At 41.0% G+C, this 3,731-nt stretch carries 4 protein-coding genes and 1 pseudogene; all 5 read left to right on the top strand.

Annotation, left to right across the window (positions count from 1 at the left end; genetic code table 11):
- Window positions 1–688: MBL fold metallo-hydrolase (locus tag P8M52_RS01390; RefSeq protein WP_300306266.1), on the top strand; the 688-nt coding region annotated here is incomplete at its 5' end.
- The gene (locus P8M52_RS01385) at window positions 685–936 is read left to right on the top strand and encodes a hypothetical protein (protein ID WP_300306263.1); all 252 of its coding nucleotides are present in this window, start codon (window positions 685–687) and stop codon (window positions 934–936) included. The genes P8M52_RS01390 and P8M52_RS01385, both read left to right, overlap by 4 nt.
- Entirely contained in the window at window positions 933–2,177 is a 1,245-nt protein-coding gene (locus P8M52_RS01380) for a TlpA disulfide reductase family protein (protein ID WP_300306260.1), read from the top strand. Before P8M52_RS01385 ends, P8M52_RS01380 begins: the two co-directional genes overlap by 4 nt.
- 132 nt (window positions 2,178–2,309) lie before the next feature.
- Window positions 2,310–3,506 (top strand): NAD(P)/FAD-dependent oxidoreductase, encoded by a 1,197-nt coding sequence (locus P8M52_RS01375; protein WP_300306257.1) that lies wholly within the window; start codon window positions 2,310–2,312, stop codon window positions 3,504–3,506.
- Between the two features lie 43 nt (window positions 3,507–3,549).
- Window positions 3,550–3,731, top strand: a pseudogene (locus P8M52_RS01370) (DUF4395 domain-containing protein); the annotation flags it as partial.

Here is a 3,731-nt window from a genome sequence, read left to right as displayed (position 1 = left end):
GTTTGAAAAAGAAAGCTCAACCTATACTTACCTATTGGCCGATTCCAAAACCAAAGAAGCGGTGATCATTGATGCAGTAAGTGAAACCAAACAAAGAGATATTGGCCTGATTGAAGAGCTAGGATTAAAGCTAAAATATATTGTCGAAACCCATGTTCATGCGGATCATATTACCAGCTCATGTCCGCTTAAACAAAAGTTTACAGAGGCTGAAATTGTTTTGGGTGAAGCCAATCCTGTTGCTTGCGCTGATATTTTAATCAAGGATGGCGAGAGTCTAAAATTTGGTGAATACCAAATTAACGCCCTATCAACCCCAGGCCATACTGATGGCTGTATGTCGTATATTGTAGAAGATAAAGTTTTTACTGGCGATGCGCTATTGATTAGAAGTTGTGGTCGTTGTGATTTCCAGGGTGGTTCAGCAGAAAAACTATTTGACTCCATTTCCAAATTATTTTTATTACCAGATGAAACTTATGTCTACCCAGCTCATGATTATGGTGGACGGACAGTTAGCTCAATTTGGGAAGAAAAAGCCTTGAATGAAATGATTGGCGATGGGGTTGAACGAGCAGAATTCGTGCGTCGCGTGAATGCGATGGAATTATCTCTACCAGCCAAAATCCATGTTGCAGTACCTGCAAATCAAGTGTGCGGATCAAAGATTATTGCTGAGGACTTATGAGGGGTTATTCACTAGATCCACACCCAAGTATTAAGGTAGTTACTGAGCAATATGCGGTGGTGCGCATTCCCCGTGTTAAGCGCGAACGCGTACCTGCTAATAATGTCGAAATTGTTGAAAATCTTGAGCAAGCAGTAGAAAAATCAGACCCTAGTAGCCATCTGTATGCGGCTAAAGTTCTAGGCCCTTCTCGTTCATCTGAAGGCGTTATCTTGTATTATATTTTAGATATGTATAACCATTTATGAAGTGGCTATTAATCACCATTCTATTTTTATCTTCAACGCTTATTGCTGACGATAAAATAGAAATTGAGTTGAGCTCCGGCGAGGTAATGATGATAGATACCTTTAACGCTGAGGGTGATACTTTGTATCTTTACCTTCCATCAGAGCGAGGATTTGGCAAAGGCCATATTCCTACTGCACAACAATTGGCTTTTGAAGGGAGCGATGTTTGGGTGCTCGACTTGCACACCAGCTATATGGTGCCTAAGCATCGCAGTAGTATCAACAAATTTAGCGTCGACGATTTGATAGAATTAATCAGCCTAACGCAAGATAAAGGCTTTAAGCGATTATTTTTTGTTACCTCAGGCAGAGGCGCTCAACTTGCTTTAAAGGCGGCCCATCAATGGCAGTCTCAATACCCTGGCAATACTTATTTAAAGGGTCATATTTTTCATTCTCCGCATCTGATCAAAGGTAAGCCTGAATTAGGCGACACAGCAGATTATGTTGAAGTTGCTAAGGTGAGTAATTTGCCCGTTTATATGATCTTGCCACAATACAGCACTAAATATTTCCGCGCCAAGGAAATTTTGCAGACCCTTGAATTAGGCGGTAGTTCGGTGTTTGTTCATCGATTAAAAGGCGTGCGTGGTGGTTTTCATATGCGCAATGAAGAAGATTTAACCCAAACTGATTTAAAGGTCAAGGCGGATCTGGGCAACACCTACCTGCAAGCTTCTAACTTACTTTCAGGCGTTAAGTCAATAGCGCCAATAGCGCTATCAGCACACACATCTGCCAAACGTAAACATACTGTTAACGAAACAACCCTTAAGCCTTATAAAGGCAAGTCTCACATTGCGTTGCAATTAAAAGACCTAAAGGGTCAAAAAATTAATCTGAATGATTATCAAGGTCAAGTTATTTTGCTTAATTTTTGGGCCAGTTGGTGCAAGCCTTGTATTAAAGAAATCCCTTCTTTGGTTAGACTTGGCGAACAGCTAAAACCCTCTAATTTTAAAATTATTACCGTCAATGTTGGTGAGTCAGCACGCGAGATTAGCGAATTTAAAAAACGCATAAAATTTGATTTACCGATCTTGTTAGACGATAAAGGAGTGGCTGTACAAGATTGGGGTGTGTACGCTTATCCATCTAATTTTCTACTGGATAAAGATGGCATTATTCGTTATTCTTATCGCGGTGCACTCGAGTGGGATTCGCCAGCTATTGTAAAAACTATCAAAACACTACTGTGACACAATATGACGTGATTGTTGTGAGCGCTGGCGCTGCAGTACGAGGCAATTCCTCACAGGGGCTAAACACTATTAATGTGCTAGATCAACCACACCGTCTGATTGGTGGTAAGTTTGGGAGGTTTTGCCTCTATGGAAGCTAATTTGCAAAAATATGATGTGATTATTGTGGGCGCTGGCGCTGCAGGGTTGATGTGCGCCGCTCAAGCATCTAAGCGTGGGCGTAAAGTTCTCGTGCTTGATAAGGCTGTTAAAGCCGGCAAAAAAATTCTTATTTCTGGTGGCGGAAAATGTAATTTTACTAATCTCTTTATTGAGTCCGAAGCCTACATTTCAAACAACCCTCATTTTTGCAAATCCGCTTTATCGCGCTACACACAATGGGATTTTATCGCTCTATTGGAAAGCCATCATTTGCGTTGGACAGAAAAAACCTTGGGGCAATTATTTTGCGATCAAAAATCGGGTGCTGTGCTTAGAATGCTATTAGATGAATGTCAGCAAGTTGAGATAGTATTGGCCTGTGATATCAGCCAAGTTGCGCTTGAATCAGACTATGTTGTGCAAACAAACCAAGGGGATTTTCAAGCGAAATCACTCGTCATTGCCACGGGCGGCCCTAGTATTCCAAAAATGGGTGCCAGTGATTTTGGCCTGCAAATTGCCAAACAATTTGGGCTTAAATCCGTCGGCTTTAAACCAGCATTAGTGCCTTTTACTTTTTCACAAAATGATATCGATAAATATTTTAAGGATCTATCAGGACTATCCTTAGAAGTAGTCATGAATTGTAACGGCCAAAGCTTTAAAGAAATGGCGCTTATTACTCATCGCGGCATTAGTGGTCCGGTTGCTTTACAGATATCTTCATATTGGAATAAAAACGATACGCTGACCATAGACCTACTACCTGGAATTAATGCAGTAGAAGTGTTGTTATCGGCACAGCAAGATAGAGGTACAACAGTACTGAAAAACATTCTCAACGAGTATTTTTCCAAACGTTTAGCACAGCGGTTTGCGGCAGTATTAATATCGCTAGACTTGTCTGAAAAGACCTTGGGTGAAATCAATCAAGCAGATTTAAAACAATTTGGATATACACTGAACAATTGGACGTTAACACCAAGTGGCACCGAGGGTATGCGTACTGCAGAGGTTTGTACAGGAGGTGTAGACACTAATGAACTGTCCTCTAAAACCATGGAGTCAAATAAACAGCCTGGTTTATACTTTATTGGTGAGACGGTCGATGTTACCGGTTGGCTAGGCGGCTATAACTTTCAGTGGGCTTGGTCGTCAGGCTGGGCTGCAGGACAAGTGGTCTAGCTTGGTGTATGATGATATCCATTATTTAAAAATATAAAAAAATATGATGGAGTTTGGTGAAAAAGTAGCGGGCTATGACACACCTATGTTCAATGAGCGCGAAGTTAGAGCGGCAGCTGGCATTGTATTCTTATTTGCTTTTATAGCCTTCATGAATGGTTTTTTAACCGGTAATAATGAGCCGACTAAGCTCATGGTGTCAGTATTCCTATTTGACTTTTTTAT

Source organism: Candidatus Thioglobus sp., from assembly GCF_029243085.1.
GTDB lineage: Bacteria > Pseudomonadota > Gammaproteobacteria > PS1 > Pseudothioglobaceae > Thioglobus_A.
The sequence above is the reverse complement of the archived record's forward strand: the minus strand, read 5'-3'. Positions and strand labels throughout refer to the sequence as shown.

Coding starts and splice junctions, on each gene's coding strand:
- P8M52_RS01375 (WP_300306257.1), top strand. CDS start 2,310: ATGGAAGCTAATTTGCAAAAATATGATGTGATTATTGTGGGCGCTGGC.
- P8M52_RS01385 (WP_300306263.1), top strand. CDS start 685: ATGAGGGGTTATTCACTAGATCCACACCCAAGTATTAAGGTAGTTACT.
- P8M52_RS01380 (WP_300306260.1), top strand. CDS start 933: ATGAAGTGGCTATTAATCACCATTCTATTTTTATCTTCAACGCTTATT.